Source organism: Bradyrhizobium sp. SMVTL-02 (assembly GCF_051853005.1).
Taxonomy (GTDB): Bacteria; Pseudomonadota; Alphaproteobacteria; order Rhizobiales; family Xanthobacteraceae; genus Bradyrhizobium.
The window spans coordinates 1,032,833-1,057,535 of record NZ_CP182469.1 but is presented as its reverse complement, the minus strand read 5'-3'; the positions used below and the strand labels follow the sequence as shown (position 1 = coordinate 1,057,535).

The 24,703-nt window shown below is 64.1% G+C and carries 19 protein-coding genes; 14 read left to right on the top strand and 5 right to left on the bottom strand.

Going from position 1 to position 24,703, the window contains the following annotated elements; translation table 11 throughout:
• The first annotated feature begins 88 nt into the window (after nucleotides 1-88).
• From ACNJYB_RS05135 to ACNJYB_RS05110, 6 genes are all read left to right on the top strand, one after another.
• Nucleotides 89-1,345, top strand: a complete 1,257-nt coding sequence (locus ACNJYB_RS05135; RefSeq protein ID WP_439373004.1) for a M20/M25/M40 family metallo-hydrolase — start codon at nucleotides 89-91, stop codon at nucleotides 1,343-1,345.
• A 187-nt stretch (nucleotides 1,346-1,532) separates the two neighbouring features.
• Entirely contained in the window at nucleotides 1,533-2,210 is a 678-nt protein-coding gene (locus ACNJYB_RS05130) for a GntR family transcriptional regulator (RefSeq protein ID WP_439373003.1), read from the top strand.
• Nucleotides 2,211-2,354: 144 nt separating this feature from the next.
• Nucleotides 2,355-3,155 carry a phytanoyl-CoA dioxygenase family protein gene (locus ACNJYB_RS05125; RefSeq protein ID WP_439373002.1) on the top strand — a complete coding sequence of 267 codons (801 nt, stop codon included), beginning with the start codon at nucleotides 2,355-2,357 and terminating at the stop codon, nucleotides 3,153-3,155.
• Nucleotides 3,156-3,249: 94 nt separating this feature from the next.
• Entirely contained in the window at nucleotides 3,250-4,563 is a 1,314-nt protein-coding gene (locus ACNJYB_RS05120) for an NAD(P)H-dependent oxidoreductase (RefSeq protein WP_439373001.1), read from the top strand.
• A gap of 507 nt (nucleotides 4,564-5,070) precedes the next feature.
• Nucleotides 5,071-6,159 carry a TRAP transporter substrate-binding protein gene (locus tag ACNJYB_RS05115; RefSeq protein ID WP_439373000.1) on the top strand — a complete coding sequence of 363 codons (1,089 nt, stop codon included), beginning with the start codon at nucleotides 5,071-5,073 and terminating at the stop codon, nucleotides 6,157-6,159.
• A 459-nt stretch (nucleotides 6,160-6,618) separates the two neighbouring features.
• Nucleotides 6,619-7,710, top strand: a complete 1,092-nt coding sequence (locus tag ACNJYB_RS05110; protein ID WP_439372999.1) for a TRAP transporter substrate-binding protein — start codon at nucleotides 6,619-6,621, stop codon at nucleotides 7,708-7,710.
• 337 nt (nucleotides 7,711-8,047) lie between these two features.
• Here the strand turns inward: ACNJYB_RS05110 and pimD are convergent, their stop codons facing one another.
• From pimD to ACNJYB_RS05085, 5 genes are all read right to left on the bottom strand, one after another.
• Nucleotides 8,048-9,190 carry a pimeloyl-CoA dehydrogenase small subunit gene (gene pimD / locus ACNJYB_RS05105; RefSeq protein ID WP_439372998.1) on the bottom strand — a complete coding sequence of 381 codons (1,143 nt, stop codon included), beginning with the start codon at nucleotides 9,188-9,190 and terminating at the stop codon, nucleotides 8,048-8,050.
• Nucleotides 9,191-9,375: 185 nt separating this feature from the next.
• Complete coding sequence (gene pimC, locus ACNJYB_RS05100; RefSeq protein WP_439372997.1) at nucleotides 9,376-10,566, bottom strand: pimeloyl-CoA dehydrogenase large subunit; 1,191 nt, start codon at nucleotides 10,564-10,566, stop codon at nucleotides 9,376-9,378.
• 16 nt (nucleotides 10,567-10,582) lie between these two features.
• Nucleotides 10,583-11,770, bottom strand: a complete 1,188-nt coding sequence (locus tag ACNJYB_RS05095; protein WP_439372996.1) for an acetyl-CoA C-acyltransferase — start codon at nucleotides 11,768-11,770, stop codon at nucleotides 10,583-10,585.
• A complete protein-coding gene (gene pimA, locus ACNJYB_RS05090) occupies nucleotides 11,767-13,449 on the bottom strand; it encodes a dicarboxylate--CoA ligase PimA (protein ID WP_439372995.1) in 1,683 nt (560 codons plus the stop codon). The genes ACNJYB_RS05095 and pimA overlap by 4 nt, the downstream gene beginning before the upstream one ends.
• 223 nt (nucleotides 13,450-13,672) lie before the next feature.
• Entirely contained in the window at nucleotides 13,673-15,769 is a 2,097-nt protein-coding gene (locus tag ACNJYB_RS05085) for a 3-hydroxyacyl-CoA dehydrogenase NAD-binding domain-containing protein (protein ID WP_439372994.1), read from the bottom strand.
• Between the two features lie 129 nt (nucleotides 15,770-15,898).
• On the opposite strand from ACNJYB_RS05085, the gene ACNJYB_RS05080 reads away from it, so the two are divergent.
• From ACNJYB_RS05080 to ACNJYB_RS05045, 8 genes are all read left to right on the top strand, one after another.
• On the top strand, nucleotides 15,899-16,765 hold the full coding sequence (locus ACNJYB_RS05080; protein WP_439372993.1) for an IclR family transcriptional regulator: 867 nt from the start codon (nucleotides 15,899-15,901) through the stop codon (nucleotides 16,763-16,765).
• 66 nt (nucleotides 16,766-16,831) lie between these two features.
• A complete protein-coding gene (locus tag ACNJYB_RS05075; protein ID WP_439372992.1) occupies nucleotides 16,832-17,629 on the top strand; it encodes an ABC transporter ATP-binding protein in 798 nt (265 codons plus the stop codon).
• Entirely contained in the window at nucleotides 17,626-18,339 is a 714-nt protein-coding gene (locus ACNJYB_RS05070) for an ABC transporter ATP-binding protein (RefSeq protein WP_439372991.1), read from the top strand. The genes ACNJYB_RS05075 and ACNJYB_RS05070 overlap by 4 nt, the downstream gene beginning before the upstream one ends.
• Nucleotides 18,340-18,579: 240 nt before the next feature.
• Nucleotides 18,580-19,458: a branched-chain amino acid ABC transporter permease gene (locus ACNJYB_RS05065; protein ID WP_439372990.1), complete on the top strand. Its 879-nt coding sequence runs from the start codon at nucleotides 18,580-18,582 to the stop codon at nucleotides 19,456-19,458.
• A gap of 2 nt (nucleotides 19,459-19,460) precedes the next feature.
• Entirely contained in the window at nucleotides 19,461-20,480 is a 1,020-nt protein-coding gene (locus ACNJYB_RS05060; protein WP_439372989.1) for a branched-chain amino acid ABC transporter permease, read from the top strand.
• A gap of 29 nt (nucleotides 20,481-20,509) precedes the next feature.
• A complete protein-coding gene (locus ACNJYB_RS05055; protein ID WP_439372988.1) occupies nucleotides 20,510-21,745 on the top strand; it encodes an ABC transporter substrate-binding protein in 1,236 nt (411 codons plus the stop codon).
• A gap of 120 nt (nucleotides 21,746-21,865) precedes the next feature.
• Nucleotides 21,866-23,092, top strand: coding sequence for an ABC transporter substrate-binding protein (locus tag ACNJYB_RS05050; protein ID WP_439372987.1), 1,227 nt, complete (start codon nucleotides 21,866-21,868; stop codon nucleotides 23,090-23,092).
• A gap of 234 nt (nucleotides 23,093-23,326) precedes the next feature.
• Nucleotides 23,327-24,556 (top strand): ABC transporter substrate-binding protein, encoded by a 1,230-nt coding sequence (locus ACNJYB_RS05045; RefSeq protein WP_439372986.1) that lies wholly within the window; start codon nucleotides 23,327-23,329, stop codon nucleotides 24,554-24,556.
• Nucleotides 24,557-24,703: the final 147 nt, after the last annotated feature.

Here is a 24,703-nt window from a genome sequence, read left to right as displayed (position 1 = left end):
GGCTGGCGTGGCATCGTGCCGTTGCGGGTGCTAGGCTTTTCGCACCATCGCGCGGTGCCCGCGCGCAAGATGCAAAAGGACGCAACTCATGACCTTCCGCCTCACTCCCCTGCTCGCTTTGTCGCTGCTCGGCCTCGCCGCCAGCGCGACGTCCGCGTTCGCGGCCGCTGACGAGAAGCTGAAGGCCGCGGCCGAGCAGGAGAAGGCGCCGCTGATCGAGACCTTACGCGACATGGTGATGATCGAGAGCGGCAGCAGCGACCTCGAGGGTCTGAAGAAGATGGCCGACTTCACCGAAGCGCGCCTGAAGGCGCTCGGCGCCGCCACCGAGCGGCGCAAGACCACGGCGGGCGCCGGCGCCGACATGGTGATCGCGACCTTCAAGGGCAGGGGCACGCGGAAGCTGATGCTGATCGCGCACATGGACACGGTCTATCAGCGCGGCATTCTCGCGAGCGAGCCCTATCGCGTCGATGGCACGAAGATCTTCGGCCCCGGCATCGCCGACGACAAGGGCGGCATCGCCGTGGTGCTGCACGCGCTGAAGATCCTCAAGGACGCCGGCTGGAACGACTACGCCACGCTCACCGTCTCGTTCAATCCGGACGAGGAGGTCGGCTCGACCGGATCGGGCGAGATCATCGCGGAGCTCGCCGACCAGCACGACGTCGTGCTCTCCTGCGAGCCGACGGCGGCCTCGCCGCCGGCGAAGAACGACTCGCTGCTATTGGGTGCCAGCGGCACGGCGACAGGTATCCTGAACGTGAAGGGCCGCGCGGCGCATGCCGGCGCTGCACCCGATCGCGGCCGCAACGCGCTGATCGAGCTCTCGCATCAACTGCTGCAGACGCAGGACGTCGCCAAGTCGATTCCCGGCACCCAGCTCAACTGGACGACGGCGAAGGCCGGCACGGTGCGCAATCAGATTCCGGATGACGCGGAGGCTGGCGCCGACATCCGCCTCACCATTCCCGACGGCATCGCCAGGCTGCAGGCGGCGCTGGACGAGAAGATCAAGAATCGCCTCGTGCCGGACACCGAGACGACCATGAAGATCGTGGCCGGCCGTCCGCCCTTCGTAGCCAGCGACCGCGGCCGCGCGCTGGCGGAGATGGGACAGGCGATCTATGCCGAGATCGATCGCAAGCTCGACATCGCCGAGATGACCGGCGGCGCCACCGATGCCGGCTATGCCAATCGCAGTGGCAAGGCGGTGGTGGTCGAGAGCTTTGGCCTCGCCGGCTTCGGCTATCACGCCCGCGACGAGTTCATCGACACCAACTCGATCGTGCCACGGCTCTACCTGATGAGCCGGATGCTGATCGAGCAGGGGAAGAAGAAATAGGCGCCGAGCTGCGCCCGGTCCGTTGCTCGAAAACAACCCCATGCACAGTAGGCGACCCAAGCAATATCAATAGCTTGGGTAGCACCTCAAAAGAGCGCTGGCGCGGCCCTGGGCCGCGCTTGACGTCCTGCCCCTCCCAGCGTAGTTTGAATACGGAATTCTGTATTCCCTCCTCGGAGCTGCCGGCGTGATCCCTCTCGACCCGCTCCCGAACCTGATCGACCAGGTCTATGAACGGATCCTGGAAGCGATCTCCGATCGCTCGCTCGAGCCCGGCCAGCGCATCCGGCAGAACGAGCTCGCCGACAAGCTCGGCGTGTCGCGCCAGCCGGTGTCGCATGCGCTGCATCTGTTGCACCGGCAAGGCCTCGTCGCCGAGAGCGGCAAGCGCGGCTTTGAAGTCACCCAGCTCGATCCCTCACGCATTCGCCAGCTCTACGAGGTGCGCGGCGCCATCGACGGGCTGGCCGCACGGCTCGCCGCCGCGCGCGCAGCGAGCGACGCGGCGGGACGCGCGCGGCTCGAGGCGGCGCTCGCCGCCGGGCGCGGTATCGACCGCAACACGTCGCTCGGCGAGCTCATCGCGCTCGACGTCGATTTCCACCGCGCGATCTATCAGCTCGCCGGCAATCCCGTGATCGAGGCAACCATTGCGCCGCAATGGCCGCATATGCGCCGTTCGATGGCGACCGTGCTGTCGGAGCTCGACTATCGCAGCAGCGCCTGGGCGGAGCATGCCGATATTGCCGGATGCATTCTGAGCGGCGATGCGAAGGCCGCCGAACGCGCGGCGCTGGCGCACGCGCAGACGGCGGGACGGTTGACCGAGGAGAGATTGAGGGCCGGCGAAGAGGCGGCGGCGTAGCCACAGCCACCGTCATTCCGGGGCGATGCGCAGCATCGAGCCCGGAATCCATCGGGCGGCGCAGATTGCGGAGAAATGGATTCCGGCCTCGCGACTTCGTCGCGCCCCGGAATGGCGACAAAAACAGCACAAGGAGGACGACCCATGAAACTGTCCCAGGAGCAATTGGAGTTCTTCCACCGCGAGGGTTGGCTGTTCCTGCCCGAGCTGTTCAGCCAGGAGGAGGTCAATTTGCTCGCGCGCGAGGCGGTCGGCATCTACGACGCCAACCGGCCGGAAGTCTGGCGCGAGAAGAGCGGCGCGCCGCGCACGGCCTTTGCCGCGCATCTCTACAACGAGGCCTTCCGCATTCTCGGCGCGCATCCGCGCATGATCGAGCCGGTCGAGCAGGTGTTCGGCGAGCCCGTCTACATGCACCAGTTCAAGATCAACGCGAAATCGGCCTTCACCGGCGACGTGTGGCAATGGCACCAGGATTACGGCACCTGGAAACGCGACGATGGCATGCCGGAGCCGCGCGCGATGAACATCGCGATCTTCCTCGACGAGGTGATGCCGATCAACGGTCCCCTCATGCTGGTGCCGCGCAGCCAGAACGCCGGCGATCTCGAAGCATCGCATGACCTCGCCACCACCTCCTATCCGCTGTGGACGCTGGACGAGGACACGGTGACGCGCCTCGTCAAGCAGGGCGGCATCGTGGCGCCCACCGGCAAGCCCGGCGGCATGCTGATGTTCCACGGCAATCTCGTGCATGGCTCGAGCGGCAACATCACGCCCTACCCGCGCAAGATCGTGTACCTGACACTGAACGCGGTCTCGAACTACATCCGAACCCCGACACGGCCGGAGTACATCGCGCATCGCGACTTTACGCCGATCAAGACCGTGGATGATGACGCGTTGGTGCGGCTCGCTCGTGCGCCGAGGCAGGCGGCGGAGTAACGTCGCAGTCGCGGGCGTGCTTCACCTCTCCCCTCCGGGGAGAGGTTGGCCGAGCGCAAGCCGCACCAGCAACACTGAGTCTTGGACATCCGCCATGAACCTCTTCCGCCTCCTCCAGGCCCGCGCATGCGCCGGCAAGCCCGTTCGCGTCGCGCTGATCGGCGCCGGCAAATTCGGCTCGATGTTCCTCGCACAGGTGCCGCACACGCCGGGACTCGAAGTGCCCATCATCGTCGACATCGACCGCGAGCGCGCGCGCGAGGCGTGCCGCACCGTCGGCTGGGACGCTGATCGCATCGCCCGGACCGTATTCACCGATGACGGCGCGCGCGCGATCGCCGGCGGGGCGATGGACGTGGTGGTCGAAGCAACCGGCAATCCCGCCGTCGGCATCCGTCACGCGCGTACCGCGATCGCGGCGGGCAAGCATGTCGTGATGGTCAATGTCGAGGCCGACGTGCTGGCGGGCCCGCTGCTCGCCGAGGAAGCGCGCAAAGCGGGCGTGGTCTATTCGCTCGCCTATGGCGACCAGCCGGCGCTGACCGCTGAGATGGTCGACTGGGCCCGCGCCACCGGTTTTCGCGTCGTCGCCGCCGGCAAGGGCACAAAGTACCTGCCGGCCTATCACGACGTGACGCCCGACGGCGTCTGGCAGCATTACGGCCTGACCGCAGGCGAAGCGCAGTCGGCCGGCATGAACCCGCAGATGTTCAACTCCTTCCTCGACGGCACCAAATCGGCGATCGAGATGGCCGCGATCGCCAACGCCTGCGGCCTCGACGTGCCTGCGGAAGGATTGTTGTTTCCGCCCTGCGGCGTGGACGATTTGCCGCACATCATGCGGCCGCGCTCGCGCGGCGGCGTGCTGGAGCAGTCCGGCGTGGTGGAGGTGGTCTCCTCGCTGGAGCGCGACGGGCGGCCGGTGTTTCGCGACCTGCGCTGGGGCGTCTATGTCGTGCTGGAGGCGCCGAACGACTACGCCGCCGACTGCTTCAGACAATACGGCCTGAAGACCGATGCCAGCGGACGCTTCGCCGCGATGTACAAGCCCTATCACCTGATCGGGCTCGAGTTGAACATCTCGATCCTGTCGGCCGCACTGCGCGGCGAGTCCACCGGTCAGCCCTACGGCTTCCGCGGCGACGTCGCGGCGATCGCCAAGCGCCACTTGCGCGCCGGCGAGATGCTGGACGGCGAAGGCGGCTACACGGTATGGGGCAAGCTGGTGCCGTCCGCCGCGAGCCTGAAGGCGAGCGCCCTGCCGATCGGCCTCGCGCATCGCCTGAAGCTGAAGCACGATGTCGCCCATGGCGAGATCGTCCGCTGGAGCGATGTCGAGTTCGATGCGAACAACGAGACGATCAGGACAAGAAAGGCGATGGAGGCGGCGTTCGCGAAGCAGGGATAGCGTTGGGTTATTTGGCGGACACCAGCGCTCTCTCCATTCCCTCCCCTTGTAAGGGAGGGGGTGCCACGCGGGGACCCTATCCATCGCGCATCGCCATCTGTGCATCATCACAATCGGCACCTGCTGGTGCTAGCCCCCTCCTACGGGGGAGGGAACGCACCTCCATTGCCGCCAGTGAGTCTGTCGCTTCGACGAACGCCTTCACTTCCCCTCGCAAGCGCATCGTCGCCACGCTGTTGCCCAATCATGCAGCAGTTCGCCAATCTCCGACTTTCGTCTGTCCCGCATTCGCAGGTGCGAGGACGGCATGAGGCTTGATTATCTGGAGGTGACCGGTCATCCTTGATGAGGGAACCGCAATGATCGGAATTCCAATAACAAGAGCCCGTCAGGGCCATTCGGAAACGCCTCACAAGTCTCAACAACAACGTCGATCTCGACCGCGACAAGACGACATCAAAGATCGTTCCCTGACGTCGAAGCATCGGCAATAACGGAGGGAAGTGCATGGAACGTCGTAAATTCCTGACGGCAGGTGGATTGGGCCTGGCCGCGAGCGCCGTTGCTGCGCCGGCTATCGCGCAATCGACGCCCGAGGTCAGGTGGCGTTACGCCACGAGCTGGCCGAAGTCGCTCGACACGCTCTATGGCGGCTGCGAATATTTCTGCAAGAAAGTCGCCGAGATCACCGACAACAAATTCCAGATCCAGCCGTTCGCGGCGGGCGAAATCGTCCCGGGCCTGCAGGTACTGGATGCGGTCTCGAACGGCACCGTCGAGATGGGCAACACCGCGCTCTACTACTACTGGGGCAAGAATCCCGCCTTCACCTTCGCTACCGCGCTGCCGTTCGGGCTCAACACGCGCCAGCAGATCTCGTGGCTGCTGTGGGGTGGCGGGCAGGAGCTCGTGAACGACCTGCTGAAGGAGCACAATTGCTACGGCATTCCGACCGGCTCCACCGGCGCGCAGATGGGCGGCTGGTTCCGGAGGGAGATCAAGTCGCTCGACGACATCAAGGGCCTGAAATTCCGCATCGGCGGATTTGCCGGCACGATCATGGCCAAGCTCGGCGCGGTGCCGCAGCAGATCGCCGGCGGCGACATCTATCCGGCGCTGGAAAAGGGCACGATCGACGCGGCCGAATGGGTCGGCCCCTACGACGACGAGAAGCTCGGCTTCGTCAAGGTTGCGAAGTACTACTATTATCCGGGCTGGTGGGAAGGCACGAGCCAGGGCCACAACATCATCAACCTCGACAAGTGGAATGCGCTGCCGAAGCACTATCAGGCGGCGATCGATGCCGCCTCGCGCGACACGTTCACCTGGATCACCGGCAAGTACGACGCGTTGAACGCGCCGGCGCTGAAGCGGCTCCTGGTGGCGGGCGCGGTCCTGAAGGCCTTCCCGCAGGAAGTTCTCGAAGCCTGCTACGCGGCCGCCACCGAGACCTATGCCGAACTTTCCAAGTCCAACCCGCATTTCGGCAAGATGTATGCGAGCCTGACCGCCTATCGCGGCAAGGCCCTGCCCTGGTTCCAGGTCGCCGAGCTGAGCTTCGACAGCTTCATGATGCGGATGCGGACGAAGACGTGAGGCGCTGAGCGGCACACGACTAAAGAATGAGAAGCCCCGGAGATGGCGATGTCTCCGGGGCTTTTGTTGATTGGCTTCTTCCCTTCTCCCCTTGCGGGAGAAGGTGTGATGAGGGGTATCTCTTCGCGAACTCAGATGCGAGTTGGACTCGCGGATAGATACCCCTCACCCGTCTCGCCGCTAATGCGGCGAGCCACCCTCTCCCACAAGAGGCCCCACAAGGGGAGAGGGGAAGAGCGCGCCTTCGCAACTGCGAGCATCCCAACGGCGCTTGATTATGGCCAGGCGAACGGTCATCCTCGCATCGAAACCGCGACGTGCGGGATCCACAAAGAGCCCTGAAGGGTCTTCGGAAACGCCAAAAACAATCGGCACAACACCACGCCGGTACCCGGCGAGGCCAAGACGACAGCAAGATCGTTGCCTTAGTCGAGGACATCGGCGCAACGGAGGGTACGTATGAAACGTCGTGAATTCCTGAAAGTGACCGGCGCGGGGCTGGCGGCAAGCACGGCGATTGCCGCGCCGGCGATCGCGCAATCTTCGCCGGAGACGAGATGGCGGCTCGCCGCGAGCTGGCCCAAGGCGCTCGATACGCTCTATGGCGGCTGCGAATATTTCTGCAAGCGCGTCGCCGAGGTCACCGACAACAAGTTCCAGATCCAGCCATTCGCATCCGGCGAGATCGTCCCCGGCCTGCAGGTGCTGGATGCCGTCTCGAACGGCACCGTCGAGATGGGCAACACCGCGCTGTACTACTACTGGGGCAAGAACCCCGCCTTCACCTTCGGCACGTCGCTGCCGTTCGGCCTGAACACGCGGGCGCATATTTCCTGGCTGCTGTTCGGCGGCGGACAGGAGATGCTCAACGACCTTCTGAAGGAATACAACGCGCTCGGCATTCCGACCGGCTCGACGGGGGCCCAGATGGGCGGCTGGTTCCGGAAGGAGATCAAGTCGATGGAGGATTTCAAGGGACTGAAATTCCGCGTCGGCGGCTTCGCCGGTACGATCATCGCCAAGGTCGGCGGCGTGCCGCAGCAGATCGCGGGCGGCGACATCTATCCGGCGCTGGAGAAGGGCACGATCGACGCGGCCGAATGGGTCGGCCCCTATGACGACGAGAAGCTCGGCTTCGTGAAGGTCGCGAAGTTCTATTACTATCCGGGCTGGTGGGAAGGTACCGGCCAAGGGCACAACATCATCAATCTCGACAGATGGAACGCGCTGCCCAAGCACTACCAGTCCGCGATCGAGATGGCCTCGCGCGACACCTTCACCTGGGTCACTGGCAAGTACGACTACGTCAACCCGCCGGCGCTCAAGCGCCTGCTGGTGGCCGGCGCGATCCTCAAGCCGTTCCCGCAGGAGGTGCTCGAAGCGTGCTACAGCGCCGCCAACGAGATCTACGCCGAGCTCACCAAGACCAACCCGCACTTCAAGAAGATGTATACGAGCCTGTCGGCATTCCGGAACGAATCGCTGGCCTGGATGCAGGTCGCCGAGCTCAGCTACGACAGCTTCATGATGCGCATGCGCACGCGGACGTGAGGTCCCGGACCGCGAACAAGGTCAGAAGCGACGAAAGCCCCGGAGATGTCTCCGGGGCTTTTGGTTTGGTGTTTCGGTCCTTCCACGCAACATGGTGACCTGATCCTGATGGTGTGAGATACGTCGTCCCAACAAAGGTGCGTTCCCTCCCCCCTTGCAGGGGAGGGCTAGGGAGGGGGTAGCCCAGAAAAAGGTGCCGGTGTTGACGATGGACTGAAAACGGGAGCGCGACGGATCGAATCCCCGAGTGGCACCCCCCTCCCTGCCCCTCCCCCACAAGGGGGAGGGAACGGAGAGAGCGGTACCGTCGACCGTTTCGCCTCCAACCCGCCGTACCTTAGACCAACCCGCCCGCATCGGCGACGCGGCGCTGGTGATAGTCGGTGTCGCCGAAGGTGTTCTCGATCATGGTCAGGCGCTTGAAGTAGTGGCCGATCTTCGCCTCCATGGTCATGCCGATGCCGCCGTGGAGCTGGATCGACTGCTGGCCCACGAATTTCAGCGACTTGCCGATCTGCACCTTGGCCGCGGCGATGGCGTTGGAGCGCTCCTTGGCGTCCTCGAAATCGCTCGCCATGGTCGCGAACATCGACATCGAGCGCGCCTGCTCGGTCGCGACGAACATGTCGGAGGCGCGGTGCTGGAGCGACTGGAAGGACCCGATCGCAACGCCGAACTGTTTTCGCGTCTTGATGTACTCGACGGTGGTCTTCAGCGATTCATCCATCAGGCCGACCGCTTCGGCGCAGAGCGCGACGCGGGCTTCGTCCACCACGCGCTCGATCAGCGCGAGCGAGTCGTCGGGATTACCGATCACGGCATCCGCGCCGACCTCGACGCCGGTAAGGGTGATGTCGGCGGCATGCAGGCCGTCCTGGGTCGGATAGGACTTCTTGGTGACGCCCTTGGCATGCGCGGGGACCAGGAACACGCCGATGCCGGTCTTGTCGCGGCGCTCGCCCTTGGTGCGCGCTGTGACCACAAGCGTGTCGGCGTTCTCGCCGTTGAGCACGACGAACTTCTCGCCGTCGATGACCCAGCCGTCGCCCTTCTTCTTCGCGGTCGTGGTGACATCGAAGAGATCATAGCGCGAGTTCTTCTCGAGCTGGGCGAAGGCCAGCGTCTTGCTGCCGTCGATGATGCCAGGCACATGCGCGGCCTTCTGCGCGTCGGTGCCGGCATGGCGCAGGAAGCCGCCGCCGATCACGACCGTGGCCAGATACGGCTCCAGCACCAGCGCCTTGCCGAGCGCTTCCATCACGATCATGGTCTCGACACCGCCGCCGCCGAAACCGCCATCGGCCTCGCTGAAGGGCAGGCCCAAGAGCCCCTGCTCGGCGAGCTTGAGCCAGACCGCTTTGCTCCAGCCGCCCTTCTCCTTCATGTATTTCTTGCGCTGCTCGAAATCGTAGGAATCGGTCAGCAGGCCGTCGATGCTTTCCTTGAGAAGCCGCTGCTCCTCGGACAGATCAAAATCCATTTCTGTTTCCTCAAACTAGCAAGTGTGTGCGTTGCGCTGGCTCCTCTTCACCTCTCCCCGCTTGCGGGGAGAGGTCGATTTGCGAAGCAAATCCGGTGAGGGGGTACCGCTCTCTCCACGATCTCTGTTCGAGAGGCCCTCACCCCAACCCTCTTCCCGCAAGAACGGGGCGAGGGGGAAGAGCCTCACAGCCCCAGCACCGCCTTGGCGATGATGTTGCGCTGGATCTCGTTGGAGCCGCCGTAGATCGAGACCTTGCGGTTGTTGAAGTAGCTCGGCGCGATCTGGGCGGTCCAGTCCATGGCCTCGTTCGAGCCGTCGTCGCCATGCACGTCGTAAGGCGCGGCGAACGGACCGATCACTTCCATGAGCAGCTCGGTGGTGGTCTGCTGGATCTCGGAGCCCTTGATCTTCAGCACCGAGGAGGCCGGATTGGGCTTGCCCTTGCCGTGCTTGCCCTCGTCGGCGACGACGCGCAGCTGCGTCAGCTCGAGCGCCTTGAGCTCGATCTCGCAGGCCGCCAGCCTCTCGCGGAAGGCGGCGTCCTGGATGATCGGCTTGCCGCCGGATTCGACCTTGGAGGCGAGATCCTTGATGCGGCGAATGCGCTCCTTGGAGACGCCGACCCGGGCGATGCCGGTGCGCTCGTTGCCGAGCAGGAATTTGGCGTAGTCCCAGCCCTTGTTCTCCTCGCCGATCAGGTTCTCGATCGGGACTTCCACGTCGTCGAAGAAGACCTCGTTGACCTCGTGGCCCCCGTCGATGGTCTGGATCGGGCGCACGGTGACGCCCTTCGACTTCATCGAGAACACGATGAAGGAGATGCCCATCTGCTTCTTGGCGTTGTTGTCGGTGCGGCAGAGGCAGAAGATCATGTCGGCGTGCTGGGCCAGCGTGGTCCAGGTCTTCTGGCCGTTGATGATCCACTTGTCGCCACGGCGCTCGGCTTTGGTCTTCAGCGAGGCGAGGTCGGACCCGGAGCCGGGCTCGGAGAAGCCCTGGCACCACCAGTCGTCGACATTGGCGATGCGCGGCAGGTACTTCTTCTTCTGCTCCTCGTTGCCGAAGGTGTAGATGACGGGGCCGACCATGCTGACGCCGAAGGCGAGCGGCTGCGGCGCCGGATAGGACTGCAGCTCCTCGTTGAAGATGTAGTGCTGGACGGAAGTCCACCCCGTGCCGCCATACTGCGTCGGCCAGTGGCTGACGCCCCAGCCCTTCTTGTTGAGGATGCGCCACCACGTCACCATCTCGTCCTTGGTGAGGTGGCGGCCCTCGACCAGCTTGCGCCGCGTATCCGGCGGCACGTTGTCGCGGAAGAACTGCCGCACTTCCTCGCGAAACGCCTGCTCTTCTTTCGTGAATGCGAGATCCATCGGATCCTCCTGTGAATTACTGCAGCACTTCGAACAAGCCGGCCGCGCCCATGCCACCGCCGACGCACATGGTGACGACCGCGTACTTCGCCTTGCGGCGGCGGCCTTCGATCAGGGCGTGGCCGGTGAGGCGCGCGCCCGACATGCCGTAGGGATGGCCGACCGAGATCGCGCCGCCGTCGACGTTGATCTTCTCGGGGTCGATGCCGAGCTTGTCGCGGCAATACAGCACCTGCACCGCGAAGGCTTCGTTCAGCTCCCAGAGGCCGATGTCGTCGACGGTGAGGCCGTGGCGCTTGAGCAGGCGCGGCACGGCGAAGACCGGGCCGATGCCCATCTCGTCCGGCTCGCAGCCGGCCGAGACGAAGCCGCGGAAGATGCCGAGCGGCGCAAGGCCGCGCTTTGAGGCTTCCTTGTCGCTCATGATCACCGAGGCGCTGGCGCCGTCGGAGAGCTGGCTGGCATTGCCGGCGGTGATGGTGAAGCCTTCGCCGCGCACGGGCTTCAGGCCAGCAAGGCCTTCGGCGGTGGTCTCGGGGCGCGGGCCCTCGTCCTGCGACAGCGTGACCTCCTTCATCGACACGGCGCCGGTCGCCTTGTCGGTGACCGCCATCTGCGTCGTGATCGGGGCGAGCTCGTCCTTGAACTTGCCGGCCTGCTGGGCTGCAGCAGTGCGGCGCTGGCTCTCCAGCGAATATTCGTCCTGGCGTTCGCGCGAGATGCCGTAGCGCTTGGCGACGACCTCGGCGGTATCGATCATGGGCATGTAGACCTCGCCCTTGATCTCGAGCAGCGCCGGGTCCTGGGCGTGGAAGCCGTTCATCTTGTCGTTCTGCACGAGCGAGATCGACTCGCCGCCGCCGCCGACCGCGATCTCGACGCCGTCGAAGATCACCGAGCGCGCAGCGAGCGCGATCGCCTGCAGGCCCGAGGCGCATTGCCGGTCGATGGTGGTGCCGGCGACGGTGACCGGGAGACCTGCGCGGAGCAGCGCCTTGCGCGCGATGTTGCCGCCGGTCGCTCCCTGCTGGAGCGCTGCGCCCATCACGACGTCCTCGATTTCCTTCGGGTCGACCTTGGCGCGGGCAACGGCCTCGCCGATGGCATGGCCGAGCAGGGTTGCGCCCTCGGTGGCGTTGAGCATGCCGCGATAGGCCTTGCCGATCGGGGTGCGGGCGGTGGAAACGATGACGGCGTCGGTCAAGAGCGACCTCCTGATACGGTTCTGGGGGATTGTGACGGTTTCTGCTGCTGGCGCAATTCGTGGCGCGACAATTTTCCGACCGGCGTGCGCGGCAGGTCGGCGACGAATTCGAGCGCAGCCGGCAGCTCGTGCCTGCCGAGCTTGCCCGCAAGCTGTGTGCGCAGCTCGTCCAGAGTGAACGGCTTTGCGTCGGGCTTGAGCTTGATGAAGGCTTTTGCGGCTTCGCCGCGGTACTGGTCGGGAATGCCGAGCACGATCACCTCGTGCACGCCCGGAATGGTGTAGATCGCCTGCTCGATCATCTGCGGATAGACGTTGAAGCCGCCGGAGATGATCATGTCCTTCTTGCGGTCGACCAGGAAGAAATAGCCGTCGGTGTCGACATAGCCGATGTCGCCGGTGAGGAAGCGGCCGTCGACGAAGGCATCCGCGGATCCTTCCGGCTTGTTCCAGTAGCCCTTGGTGACGTTCGGGCCCTTGATGCGGATCTCGCCGACTTCGCCCGGCGGCAGCACGCGTCTGGGATCGTCGAGCGCGACGACGTCGAGCTCGATGCCGGGCAGCATCAGGCCGATCGAGCCGGGCTTGTCGGGGCCCGTGGGCGGGTGGCCGGTGCCGGGCGAGCAGGTCTCGGTCATGCCCCAGCCGCTGCGCAGCTTCTTGCCGACCTTGCGCTCGAAGAAATTGGCGATCTCCACCGGCAGCGGCGCTCCGCCGGAGCCGATGGTGGCGAGCGAGGAGAAGTCACGCTTGTCGAGATCGGGCAGCGCGGCGATCGCGATCCACATCGTCGGCACGCCCGGGAAATAGGTCGCGCGCTTGACCTCGATGTCGCGCATCACGGCTTCGACGTCGAAACGCTGATGCATCGAGATCAGGTTGCCGCGGCTGAGCGAGGACAAGAGCACGACGGTGAGCGCGTAGATGTGGAACAGCGGCAGCACGCAGATGACGCGCTCGACGACATCGCCGCGCGCAGCGCGCGCCGGCTTGCCCCAGACGTCGTAGATCGACACCGCCGAGGTGAGATTGCCGTGGGTCAGCATCGCGCCCTTGGGCAGGCCGGTGGTGCCGCCGGTATATTGCAGCAGCGCGACGTCGTCGGCCGTGACTTTCGGCCACTCTGCCGGAGCGGTGGCGCCTTCGACGAAGGTCCTGATGGTGACGATGCGGGGATCATCGGGGATCGCCGCCTGCGGCGTGCCGACCTTGCCCCAATTGTCGTCCTCGCAGACGACGAGCTTGTCGATCAGGCCCTTCTCCAGGAATTTCAGCGCGGTCGGCAGCAGGCCCTGGAGGTTCGAGGTGACGAGCAGGCGCGAGCCGGAGTCGGAGACCTTGTGGGTCAGCGCGATCTCGCCGTCCAGCGGAGACAGATGGGCCACGCGGGCGCCTGCCTTCAGCGCGCCGAAGAAATTGACCGGATGGTCCGGCGTGTTGCCGAGGAACAGCGCGACCGAGCTGTTCTTGCCGATGCCTTCGCGCAGGAACGCAGCCCCCGCACGATCGGCCATGGTGGCAAGCTCGGTGTAGCTGATTGCACGATCCCGAAACTCCAGCGCGGTGCGCGGACCGTAATTCGCGGCGGCTTTCGACAAGAGGTCAGGCAGCGAGCCCTGGGCGATGGGATCGTCCCAACGCACGCTCTCGGGGTAAAACTGTTCGCCGGGATGGGTCATAGGCGATCGATACTCTGCAAAGCGGTAGCAGCCGGGTCGTGTGAGGCGGGCACCGGCGGACAGGCTCCCTTCCCCCTTGTGGGGAAGGGTTGGGGAAGGGGGTGCCACGAACTCCGGCCTCGCCCGAGCCTACTCCCCTCCCTGACCCTCCCCCACAAGGGGGGAGGGAACGGAAAGAGCTTTGCCTCGGACGAAATATCGGCAGCCACGGCATCCAATCCGATCACGCCGCTTTCGAAGCGGCTGCGAGCGAGGCGAAGGTCTTGCCTTCCGCCGCGAGCTTCTTCAGCAGCGGGGCGGGCTCGAGGCTCGGATCGTTGGTTTCCTTGGCGTAGAACGACAGACGATCGGCGATGTGCTTGAGGCCGACGGTGTCGGCCCAGAACATCGGGCCGCCGCGATAGATCGGCCAGCCATAGCCGTAGAGCCAGACCACGTCGATGTCGGAGGGACGCGCCGCGATGCCCTCTTCGAGAATCTTCGCGCCCTCGTTGATCATCGGGTACATCATGCGCTCGAGGATCTCCTCGTCGCTGACCACGCGCTTCTTGCGGCCGAGGCGCAGCAAGGTCTCGTCGATCAGCTTCTCGACCTCGGGATCGGGCAGCGGCGCGCGGGAGCCGGCTTCGTACTTGTAGTAGCCCTTGCCGGTCTTCTGGCCGAAGCGGCCGGCTTCGCATAGCGCGTCCGCGATCTCCGACTTGATGCCGCGGTCTTTCCGCGAGCGCCAACCGATGTCGAGGCCGGCGAGGTCGCCCATCGCGAACGGGCCCATCGGCATGCCGAACTTGGTGACGACCGCATCGACCTGCTGCGGCAGCGCGCCTTCGAACAACAGCTTCTCCGACTGCTTGCCGCGCTGGGCCAGCATGCGGTTGCCGACGAAGCCGTCGCAAACTCCGACCACGACCGGCACCTTCGCGATCTTTCGCGCGATGGCCACCGCAGTCACCAGCGCGTCCGGCGCGGTCTTGTCGGCGCGCACGATCTCGCACAGCTTCATGACGTTGGCCGGCGAGAAGAAATGCATGCCGAGCACGTCCTGCGGACGCTTGGTCGACTTCGCGATATCGTCGATGTCGAGATACGAGGTGTTGGAGGCGAGCACGGCGCCGGGCTTGGCGTACTGGTCGAGCTTGCCGAACACCTCCTTCTTCACCGCCATGGTCTCGAACACGGCCTCGATGACGAGGTCGGCATCGCCGACATTCTCGATGCCGACGACGCCGTTGATCAGCGCCATGCGCTTGGCCGGCGCGTCGGCCGGGATGCCGCCGCGCGCGGCGGTCGCTTCCCAGTTCTTCTGCATGATTCCCATGCCGCGCCTGAGCTGCTCCTCGCCGGTCTCGATCAGCGTGACGGGCACGCCGGCATTGGCGAAGGACATCGCGATGCCGCCGCCCATGGTGCCGGCGCCGAGAATGGCGACGCGGTTCACGGGACGCGGCTTGGTGCCCTCAGGGACGCCCGCGATCTTGGCGGCCTCGCGCTCGGCGAAGAAGGCATAGCGCTGCGCCTTGGACTGGTCGCTGGCAACGAGCTTGAGGAAGCCCTCGCGCTCCTTCTTCAGACCTTCGTCGAAGGGCAGGTCGATGGCGTAACCGACGGCGTCGGCGGCCGCGAACGGGGCTTCCAGGCCGCGCGACTTCTTGGTCATGGCGGCGACGGCGTTGGTGAAGATCGAGCGGTCGGCCTTGGCCGCCGCGATCTTGGAATCGTCGTCACGCAGGCGGCGCAGCGGACGCTTCTCGGCGATGACCTTGCGGACGAAAGCCTCGCCGCCGGAGGCAGGCCCCTCGATGATCTCCTCGATCAGGCCGTTCTCGAGCGCTTCCGCGGCCCCGATCGGGTCGCCACCGACGATCATCTTGACCGCAAGCTCAGGCCCGACCGCGCGCGGCAGGCGCTGGGTTCCGCCGGCGCCGGGCAAGAGGCCCAGCTTCACCTCGGGCAGGCCGAGCTTGGCCTCCTTCACCGCGACGCGGAAATGACATGCGAGCGCGACCTCGAGGCCGCCGCCGAGCGCGGTGCCGTGGATCGCGGCCACCACGGGCTTGGGCGAATGCTCGATCTCGGCGAGGACGTCGTTGAGGGCGGGCGGCTTCGGCGGCTTGCCGAATTCGGTGATGTCGGCACCGGCGATGAAGGTGCGGCCGCCGCAGGTCAGCACGATGCCCTTGATGGCGGGATCGGCGATTGCGGCCTTGATGCATTCCAGGATACCGCCGCGGACTGCGGCACTCAGCGCATTGACCGGAGGGCTGTTGACCGTGACGATCCCGACTTCGTCATGACGCTCAAGCTTGACCACTTCGCTCACGGTTTCCCTCCTTGGTAGGATTAACTTTTGTTCGATTTCGCGGTGCGGAATTTAATTCCGCATCTTGACGGCAGGGTTATTTTGAAGCACGGACGTTGTCAACGACTCCGCGCAAGAAGCAGATCAGGGATGAAGCGTACAGGAAAGAAGATTGCGACCGATCGGAATTTCGTCGTCGCGCTTTCCCGCGGACTGGACGTATTGCGCGCATTCCAACCCAATGACGGCCTGCTCGGCAATCAGGAGATCGCGGCGCGGACCAACCTGCCGAAGCCGACGGTGTCGCGGCTGACCTATACGCTGACCAAGCTCGGTTATCTGACGCCGGTTCCCCGTTTCGAGAAGTACCAGCTCGCACCCGCCGCGATGTCGCTCGGCTACGCCGCGCTCGCCAACCTCGGTGTTCGGCATTTGTCCGAGCCGTTTCGCGAGGAAGTGATGCGCGCGACCGGGGGCGCCGTCGCCGTCGGCGGCCGCGACCGTCACAGCATGATCTATTTCGGGCAGAGCCGCGGCAGCGAGACCGTCGGTGTTCAACTTGACGTCGGCTCGCGCGTGCCGATTGCAACCAGCGCGATGGGCCGCGCCTATTTCTGGGCGCTCGACGAAGACAATCGCGCCGAGGTCTCGCGCATGCTGCGCGAACATTACGGCAGCCGCTGGCCCAAGATGCGCGATGGCCTCGAACGTTCCGGCGAGACCGTCGCGAAATACGGCTTTGCAATCTCCGTCGGCGACTGGCACGACGATATCGGCGCCGCCGGCGTCGCACTCAAGCTCAACGATGGAACCGGTCCTTACGCATTCAATTGCGGAGCGCCCGCATTCCGTTTCACGGAAGAGCGTTTGATCAACGACATTGGACCGCGTCTGCTTGCGATGGTAAGGAACATCGAATCGGCACTCGGGGGTCTGATGCCGCATTCAAAAAAAGAAGTCAGCAAAAAGCTGAAATCAGGAGGAAAAGTTGCGCGTGTGGCCGAGGGGATCAGATAGCCTTTGTCATCACAGGGAGCGGTTCGCATCGCCCCTTCGCCCACTGAACACCGTGGGCGAGACGAGATGACGCAGGCACAGCTCGCGCAGGGTACATCGCCCCTGCTCGCGGTTCGCGACGTCAGCGTCGTGTTCGGCGGCATCATCGCGCTCAACGGCGTGTCGTTTAACATGCACAAGGGCCAGATCCTGGGATTGATCGGCCCCAACGGCGCCGGCAAGACCACGCTCTTCAATTGCCTCTCGCGGCTCTATCAGCCGTCGTCCGGCGACATCCTGATGGAAGGCGTCAGCATCCTGTCGCGTCCGCCGCACCGGATCGCCGAGATCGGCATCGGCCGCACCTTCCAGAACGTGGCGCTGTTTCCGAACCTGTCGGTGATGGACAATGTCCGCGTCGGCGCCCATTCGAAGACCTCCAGCGACATCATCAGCGACTCCTTGCGGCTCGCCTGGGTCCGTCGCAGCGAGAACGACGTCAACAAGAAGGTGCACGAGATCCTCGCCTATCTCGACCTCGAGGACGTCGCCCACACCACCGTGTCCGGCCTGCCCTTCGGCACGCAGAAGCGCGTCGAGCTGGCACGCGCGCTGGCGGCCGATCCGAAGATCCTGCTGCTCGACGAGCCTGCCGGCGGCCTCAACCACGAGGAAGTCTATGTGCTCGGCGACCTCATCCGCAAAATCCGCGACGAGCGCCACATGACGGTGCTGCTGGTCGAGCATCACATGGGTCTCGTGATGTCGATCGCCGACCACGTCGTCGCGCTGAATTTCGGCAAGAAGCTCGCGGAAGGCACGCCGGCCCAGGTGCAGGCGGACCCCGACGTCATCAAGGCCTATCTCGGGAGCAAGGACCAATGACGACTCTGCTCAACGTCAAGGACCTGCGCGCCTATTACGGCCAGGTCCAGGCGCTCCATGGCCTCTCCTTCTCCCTCAACGAGGGCTCGCTGACGACGCTGCTGGGCGCCAACGGCGCCGGCAAGACCACCACGCTGCGCGCGATCTGCAACATGGTGCGCTCCACCGGCGGCATCGAGTTCGACGGCAAGCCGCTGAACAATCGCTCGACCGAGAGCATCGTGCGGTTCGGCATCGCCCACGTGCCGCAGGGCCGCGGCACCTTCACCAACATGACGGTGGAGGAGAACCTCCAGTTAGGGGCGATAACCCGCAAGGACAGCGCCGGCATCATCTCCGACATCGAGCGCATGTATGCGCACTTCCCGGTGCTGAAGCAGCGCCACACCCAGCAGGCCGGCACGCTCTCCGGCGGCGAGCAGCAGATGCTCGCGGTCGCCCGCGCGCTGATGCTGCGGCCGCGGCTGATGCTGCTGGACGAGCCCTCCTTCGGCCTCGCGCCGCTGGTGGTGCGCGACCTGTTCGGCATCCTCGGCAAGATCAACCGCGAGGACAAGGTGTCGATCCTGGTGGTCGAGCAGAACGCCCAGCTCGCGCTCGAGCTCGCCGACCAGGCCTATGTGATCGAAACCGGCCGCATCGTGATGTCGGGCAACGCCAAGGACATCGCGAACAACGAAGAAATCCGCAAATCCTATCTGGGTTACTGAGGTGGGATGATGGCAATGGATTATCCGCGCACTCGCTTCACCTCTCCCCGACGGGGAGAGGTCGGATTGCTATGGCGCGCAATTGCGCGCCTGAGCAATCCGGGTGAGGGGCCGCAGCTTCACCCTGCGACCGTAACCCCTCACCCGCGCCTTCGGCGCGACCTCTCCCTTAGGGAGAGGTGGACCTCCAACGCCGTTGCAGTTCAAACCCAATCGGGCAAGTTTTAGGGAGCCGGGACAATGGAGCTGTTCACCAACCAGGTCCTGGCCGGCATCGCCACGGGCGCGATCTACGCCTGCATGGCGCTCGCCGTGGTCATGATCTACCAGGCCATCGACCATCTCAACTTCGCGCAGGGCGAGATGGCGATGTTCTCGACCTTCATCTCCTGGCAGCTGATGCAGTGGGGCGTGCCCTACTGGGCCGCGTTCGCGATCACGCTGGCGTTCTCTTTCGTCGGCGGCATCGCAATCGAGCGCATCCTGTTCAAGCCGCTTGCCAAGGCGCCGGTTTTGACCAACGTCGCCGGCTTCATCGCGCTGTTTGCGATCATCAACTCCACGGCCGGCCTGATCTGGGACTTCACCATCAAGCAGTACCCGACCCCGTTCGGCTCCGCGCCGTTCCTGGGCAGCCAGCTGATCTCGACCCACCAGGCCGGCATGATCGGCGTCACCGTGCTGCTGCTGCTCGGCCTGTACTTCTTCTTCCAGTACACCCGCATCGGCCTTGCCATGCGCGCGGCCGCCTCGGTGCCTGAATCGGCGCGCCTCGTCGGCATCAACACGAGCTGGATGATCGCGCTGGGCTGGGGCATGGCCTCGGCGATCGGCTCGATCGCCGGCATGCTGATCGCTCCCGTCGTATTCCTCGAGCCGAACATGATGGGCGGCGTCCTGATCTACGGCTTTGCCGCCGCGGTGCTCGGCGGCCTCACCAGCCCGTTCGGCGCGGTGGTCGGCGGCTTCCTGGTCGGCATCTTCGAGAATCTCGCCGGCACCTACATCCCCGGCGTCGGCAACGAGCTGAAACTCCCGATCGCGCTTGCGCTGATCATCTCCGTCCTGGTCGTCAAACCCGCCGGCCTGTTCGGCCGGCACATCGTCAAGCGAGTTTGATCATGAGCGCTGCAGAAGAAGTCGTTGCAGAAGGCCACCAGGCGGTCGAGGCCGTTCCGAAGCGGGCCATGACGCTGGGCACCGGCACGTCGCTGGTGGTGCTCGCCGCGCTCCTGATCGTGCCCGTCTTCGTCAAGAACTTCATCATCTTCCAGATGACGATGCTGCTGATCTACGGGCTCGCGGTGCTGGCGCTGAACATCCTGACCGGCGGCTCGGGCCAGTTCTCGCTCGGCCAGAGCGCGTTCTACGCGGTCGGCGCCTATACTTCGGCAGTGCTGATGGAGCACGCCAACATCAACTACGCGCTGACCATTCCGATTTCCGCCGTGGTCTGTTTCGCATTCGGTTACCTTTTCGGCAAACCGGCCCTGCGGCTGTCGGGCGTCTATCTCGCGCTCGCGACCTTCGCGCTCGCCACGGCCATGCCGCAGCTCCTGAAGCTGAACTTCCTTGAGCACTGGACCGGCGGCGTGCAGGGCCTCGTCGTCACCAAGCCCGACGCGCCGTTCGGCCTGCCGATGTCGCAGGACATGTGGCTGTACTACTTCACGCTGATCGTGACGATCGCAATCTATATCTTCTCCGTGAACCTGTTGCGCTCGAGGTCAGGCCGCGCCTTCATGGCGATCCGCGACAACGAGATCGCGGCCTCCTCGATGGGTGTCAACGTCGCGCTCTACAAGACGCTGGCCTTCGGCGTGTCGGCGGCGATCACCGGCATCGCCGGCTCGCTCGGCGCCATCGCGGTGCAGTTCGTCGCGCCCGACAGCTACACCATCACGCTCGCGATCTCGCTGTTCCTCGGCATGGTGGTCGGCGGCGTCGGCTGGCTGCCCGGCTCGTTCGTCGGTGCGGCCTTCATCATCTTCGTGCCGAACATGGCGGAGAGCATCTCCAAGGGCCTCTCCGGCGCCGTGTTCGGCGTGCTCCTGTTCCTGGTCATCTACCTCGTGCCGCATGGCGCAAGGCAGATCGCAATCCTGGGCCAGCAACTCGCTGGAAAGCTCAGAAAGAATTGAACCCCGTAATCGTACAAAGGAGACCCGAATTGTCTTTTGCAAGAACACTGCGAGCCGCCGCGCTGGTCACGGCAACGGCGGCCATCACTTTCAACTCCGGCGCGGCATTTGCCCAAAAGAAATACGACACCGGCGCTTCCGACACCGAGATCAAGATCGGCAACATCATGCCGTACAGCGGTCCGGCGTCGGCCTACGGCATCATCGGCAAGACTGAAGAAGCCTATTTCAAGATGATCAACGACAAGGGCGGCATCAACGGCCGCAAGGTCAACTTCGTCACCTATGACGACGCCTATTCGCCGCCGAAAGCAGTCGAGCAGGTCCGCAAGCTGGTCGAGAGCGACGAGGTGCTGGCGGTGTTCAACCCGCTCGGCACGCCCTCGAACACCGCGATCCAGAAATACCTGAACGCCAAGAAGATCCCGCAGCTGTTCGTCGCCACCGGCGCCACCAAGTGGAACGATCCGAAGAACTTCCCCTGGACCATGGGCTGGCAGCCCTCCTACCAGAGCGAGGCGCAGATCTACGCGAAATGGCTGATGAAGGAGAAGCCGAACGCCAAGATCGCGATCCTCTACCAGAACGACGATTTCGGCAAAGACTACCTCAAGGGCACCAAGGACGGCCTCGGCGCCAAGGCCTCCTCCATGATCATCATGGAAGAGAGCTATGAGGTGTCGGAGCCGTCGATCGACGGCCACATCGTCAAGATCAAGGCCGCCAATCCCGACGTGCTGCTGATCTATGCGACGCCGAAGTTCGCGGCGCAGACCATCAAGAAGACCGCCGAGCTCACCTGGAAGCCGCTGCAGATCCTGACCAACGTCTCGATCTCGGTCGGCAGCGTGATGAAGCCAGCCGGCTTCGAAGCCTCGCAGGACGTGCTGTCGGCGGCCTATGCCAAGGATTCCACGGATCCTCAGTGGAACAACGATCCCGGCATGAAGAAGTGGAACGAGTTCGTCGACAAGTACATGCCCGGCGCCGACAAGACCGACACCGGCATGGTCTACGGCTATGGCGCGGCCTCGACGCTGGCCAAGGTGCTGGAGATGTGCGGTGACGATCTCACCCGCGCCAACCTGATGAAGCAGGCGGCCTCGCTGAAGGATTTTGCCCCGGACACCCTGCTGCCCGGCGTCAAGATCAACACCAGCGCCACCGACTTCGCCCCGATCTCGCAGCTGCAAATGCAGCGCTTCAAGGGCGAGAAGTGGGAACTGTTCGGCGAGATCATCAGCGGCGACGTCCCCTCCGAGTGACACGCTGACGTCATAGTCCTGGCATCGATATGCCCCCGCGAGCGATCGCGGGGGCTTTTTGTTGACGCCGGGCGTCAATCTTGTTCAATGCTGCGCCGATCCAGCCGGGGTAGGAGAAAGATGACTGCCGTTCGATTTCAGATTGCGGCCTTGCTCGCCGCATTCGCGTTGTGCACTGCGATGAGCGGCCCGGCACAGGCGCAAAAGAAATACGACAGCGGCGCTTCCGATGCCGAAATCAAGATCGGCAACATCATGCCCTATAGCGGGCCGGCCTCCGCCTATTCCGCGATCGGCAAGACCGAGGAAGCCTATTTCAACAAGATCAATGCCGAGGGCGGCATCAACGGCCGCAAGATCAAGTTCATCTCCTACGACGACGGCTATTCGCCGCCGAAGACGGTGGAGCAGGCGCGCAAGCTGGTCGAGAGCGACGGGGTGCTGCTGATCTTCGGCTCGCTCGGCACCTCCACCAATGGCGCGATCCGCAAATACATGAACGAGAAGAAGGTGCCGCAATTGTTCGTGGCGAGCGGCGCCTCGAAGTGGAACGATCCGAAGCAATACCCCTGGACCATGGGCTGGCAGCCGAGCTACGCGAGCGAGGCACGCATCTACGCCAAGTACATCATGAAAGAGAAGCCGGACGCGAAGATCGGCGTGCTCTACCAGAACGACGATTTCGGCAAGGACTATCTGAAGGGACTGAAGGAGGGCCTCGGGCCCAAGGCCTCGGTGATCGTGCTGGAAGAGAGCTACGACACTTCGGAGCCCGCGATCGACGAGCACGTCGTGAAACTGAAGACCTCGGGCGCCGACGTCTTCATCAGCATCACCACGCCAAAATTTGCCGCGCAGGCGATCAAGAAGGCGGCGGAGATCAACTGGCGCCCGGTCCACATCATCTCCAACGTCTCGGCTTCGGTCGGCGGCGTGCTGGAGCCGGCGGGGCTCGAGATCTCGCAAGGCATCCTGTCGGCCACCTACACCAAGGACGGCTCGGACCCGCAATGGAATGCCGACGACGGCATGAAGAAGTTCTACAATTTCCTGGCGCAGTACGAGCCCAAGGCCAACAAGCTCGATGCCGGCGTGGTGTTCGGCTATGCCGCGGCCCAGACCATGGTGAAGGTGCTGCAGATGTGCGGCGACGATCTCACCCGCGAGAACGTCATGAGACAGGCCGCCGGCATCAGGGATTTCGCCCCCGACACGCTGCTGCCCGGCATCAAGATCAACACCGCACCTGACAATTTCGCCCCGATCGAGCAGCTCCAGATGATGCGGTTCAAGGGCAAGAAATGGGAGCTGTTCGGCGAGGTCATCTCGAGCGAGGTGAGCCACTGAGCCTGTCAACTCGCAATCGCCCTGATAAATCGGGAACTCAAGGCGGTTACCGCATCTTGCAGCGCACACATCTCGCGCCTGTCCCTGACTACTAAAGGAGGAGGCCCCGCGACGCCGTCGCGGGGCCTTTCTGTTGAAGGCACCGGTTAAATCGTATTGAATTGAGGCCGCGTCGCCAAAAACAATCAAGTCAAGAAAAGGGATGCACACACCAAGAAAATCAGGGAGATAGGAATGCCCGCTCTCACCGGCAAACTTGCGGCCGCGTCACTGGCACTTGCGCTCATCGCAGCCTCGGCCTCCACTGCATCGGCCCAGAAGAAATACGATACCGGCGCGACCGACACCGAGATCAAGATCGGCAACATCATGCCCTACAGCGGACCAGCTTCCGCCTACGGCATCATCGGGCGGACCGAAGCCGCCTATTTCAAGAAGATCAATGAAGAGGGCGGCATCAACGGCCGCAAGATCAACTTCGTCAGCTATGACGACGCCTATTCGCCGCCCAAGACCGTGGAGCAGGCGCGCAAGCTGGTCGAGAGCGACGAGGTTCTGCTCATCTTCAACTCGCTCGGCACGCCGCCCAACTCGGCGATCCAGAAATACATGAACACGAAGAAGGTGCCGCAGCTGTTCGTCGCCACCGGCGCCACCAAGTGGAACGATCCGCAGAACTTCCCGTGGACGATGGGCTGGCAGCCCAATTACCAGAGCGAGACGCAGATCTATGCGAAATACATCCTGAAGACGATGCCAAACGCCAAGATCGGCGTCCTTTACCAGAACGACGATTACGGCAAGGACTACCTGAAGGGCCTGAAGGACGGCCTCGGCGCCAAGGGCGCAAGCATGATCGTGCTGGAGGAAAGCTACGAGACTTCAGAGCCGACCATCGACAATCACATCGTCAAGCTGAAGGCGACCGGCGCTGACGTCTTCATCAACATCACCACGCCGAAGTTCGCGGCGCAGGCGATCAAGAAGATCTCCGAAATCGGCTGGAAACCGACGCACTTCCTCAACAACGTCTCGGCCTCGGTCGGCAGCGTGATCAAGCCCGCCGGCTTCGAGAATTCGCAGGACATTATCTCGGCCGCATATCTGAAGGACGTTTCCGATCCGCAGTGGAAGGACGACCCCGGCATGAAGGGCTTCCTTGACTTCATGACGAAATACTTCCCGGAGGGCGACAAGCTCGACGGCGGCACCATCGTCGGCTACGGCGTGGCACAGACGCTGGTCGAAGTGCTGAAGAAGTGTGGCGACAATCTCACGCGCGAGAACGTCATGAAGCAGGCGGCGAGCCTGAAGGATTTCCGCACCGAAGTTCTGCTCCCCGGCATCAAGATCAACACCGGCCCCAACGACTTCGCACCGATCAGTTCGCTGCAGCTCATGAAGTTCAATGGCGACAAATGGGATCTGTTCGGCGACGTGATCAGCGCCGACGCCGGCGGCTAGCCGCACAAGGGCTGGAAAAACAAGCCCCCTGCGGCCTCACGCAGGGGGCTTTTCGTTCGCCCCTCCGATTATGATCACGCGATTGCACAATCGAATGACAGGAAAGCCTGCTTACGCTTTTGCGCCTGATGCGGTAGGCATGTCACT

Coding starts and splice junctions, on each gene's coding strand:
- pimA (WP_439372995.1), bottom strand. CDS start 13,449: ATGACCCATCCCGGCGAACAGTTTTACCCCGAGAGCGTGCGTTGGGAC.
- ACNJYB_RS05065 (WP_439372990.1), top strand. CDS start 18,580: ATGGAGCTGTTCACCAACCAGGTCCTGGCCGGCATCGCCACGGGCGCG.
- ACNJYB_RS05080 (WP_439372993.1), top strand. CDS start 15,899: ATGAAGCGTACAGGAAAGAAGATTGCGACCGATCGGAATTTCGTCGTC.
- ACNJYB_RS05050 (WP_439372987.1), top strand. CDS start 21,866: ATGACTGCCGTTCGATTTCAGATTGCGGCCTTGCTCGCCGCATTCGCG.
- ACNJYB_RS05045 (WP_439372986.1), top strand. CDS start 23,327: ATGCCCGCTCTCACCGGCAAACTTGCGGCCGCGTCACTGGCACTTGCG.
- ACNJYB_RS05060 (WP_439372989.1), top strand. CDS start 19,461: ATGAGCGCTGCAGAAGAAGTCGTTGCAGAAGGCCACCAGGCGGTCGAG.
- ACNJYB_RS05110 (WP_439372999.1), top strand. CDS start 6,619: ATGAAACGTCGTGAATTCCTGAAAGTGACCGGCGCGGGGCTGGCGGCA.
- ACNJYB_RS05115 (WP_439373000.1), top strand. CDS start 5,071: ATGGAACGTCGTAAATTCCTGACGGCAGGTGGATTGGGCCTGGCCGCG.
- ACNJYB_RS05070 (WP_439372991.1), top strand. CDS start 17,626: ATGACGACTCTGCTCAACGTCAAGGACCTGCGCGCCTATTACGGCCAG.
- pimD (WP_439372998.1), bottom strand. CDS start 9,190: ATGGATTTTGATCTGTCCGAGGAGCAGCGGCTTCTCAAGGAAAGCATC.
- ACNJYB_RS05125 (WP_439373002.1), top strand. CDS start 2,355: ATGAAACTGTCCCAGGAGCAATTGGAGTTCTTCCACCGCGAGGGTTGG.
- pimC (WP_439372997.1), bottom strand. CDS start 10,566: ATGGATCTCGCATTCACGAAAGAAGAGCAGGCGTTTCGCGAGGAAGTG.
- ACNJYB_RS05135 (WP_439373004.1), top strand. CDS start 89: ATGACCTTCCGCCTCACTCCCCTGCTCGCTTTGTCGCTGCTCGGCCTC.
- ACNJYB_RS05075 (WP_439372992.1), top strand. CDS start 16,832: ATGACGCAGGCACAGCTCGCGCAGGGTACATCGCCCCTGCTCGCGGTT.
- ACNJYB_RS05120 (WP_439373001.1), top strand. CDS start 3,250: ATGAACCTCTTCCGCCTCCTCCAGGCCCGCGCATGCGCCGGCAAGCCC.